Source organism: Zavarzinella formosa DSM 19928, assembly GCF_000255705.1.
Classification (GTDB): Bacteria; Planctomycetota; Planctomycetia; order Gemmatales; family Gemmataceae; genus Zavarzinella; species Zavarzinella formosa.
Window position 1 is genome coordinate 27104 of sequence record NZ_JH636447.1, and the last position, 266, is coordinate 27369.

General features: G+C 59.8%; 1 pseudogene. It reads right to left on the bottom strand.

The annotated features are described in order from the left end of the window. A pseudogene (locus tag BGIM_RS66170) lies at positions 1–248 on the bottom strand (hemerythrin domain-containing protein); the annotation flags it as partial. Positions 249–266: the final 18 nt, after the last annotated feature.

Here is a 266-nt window from a genome sequence, read left to right on the forward strand (position 1 = left end):
GCGGCTTTCGCCATCACGTCCTCGCCGACGGGGGCCACACCTTCTGCGAGCAAAGTCTCTTTGCGGCGGGCCATCTTCTCCGCGAGCACCTCGAAGTCGAGTTTGACGCCCTTGGCTTTCGGGAGCATTTCGTCCTCTTCCTCCTTGATGTGGTGACGGACGTTCTCGGACAGCACATGGAACTTGGCTTCGAAATGGCTCTCCGAACCGTCCATCAGGTCAAGCTCCGCGATCAGAAGCTTCGCCACATGATGCTCCTCGTCGGC